This is a genomic window from Achromobacter sp. GbtcB20 (assembly GCF_019091095.1).
Taxonomy (GTDB): Bacteria; Pseudomonadota; Gammaproteobacteria; order Burkholderiales; family Burkholderiaceae_B; genus Achromobacter; species Achromobacter mucicolens.
Genome location: NZ_JAGXJZ010000210.1, coordinates 1 through 497 on the forward strand (window position 1 = coordinate 1; position 497 = coordinate 497).

The following is a 497-nucleotide window of genomic DNA, read 5'->3' on the forward strand; positions in this document are numbered from 1 at the left end:
GTCTCGTACAGCTGAAGCTTAGAGGCTTTTCTTGGAACCACTTCCGATCACTTCGCAAGCAATGCTCGCTCGTGCCATACCCTTGATTTACGCGCCCGGATTTGCCTAAGCGCCATCTTCGATACAGCAACAGGGACATCCAACACCCTGATGATTTTCCGCGATCCGTCCCCCCATCGCACTGTACGACGGTGCTGGAATATTAACCAGCTTCCCATCAGCTACGCATCTCTGCCTCGCCTTAGGGGCCGACTCACCCTGCGCCGATGAACGTTGCGCAGGAAACCTTGGACTTACGGCGAGGGGGCTTTTCACCCCCTTTATCGCTACTCATGTCAGCATTCGCACTTCTGATACCTCCAGCAGCCTTTACAAGCCACCTTCACAGGCTTACAGAACGCTCTCCTACCGCGTGCACTAAAAAGTGCACACCCGCAGCTTCGGTTTATCGCTTAGCCCCGTTACATCTTCCGCGCAGGACGACTCGATCAGTGAGC

The 497-nt window shown here is 54.9% G+C and carries 1 rRNA gene; it reads right to left on the bottom strand.

Annotated elements, in window-relative coordinates:
• Positions 1-497: ribosomal RNA gene (locus tag KVT32_RS28620) — 23S ribosomal RNA — on the bottom strand; the annotation flags it as partial.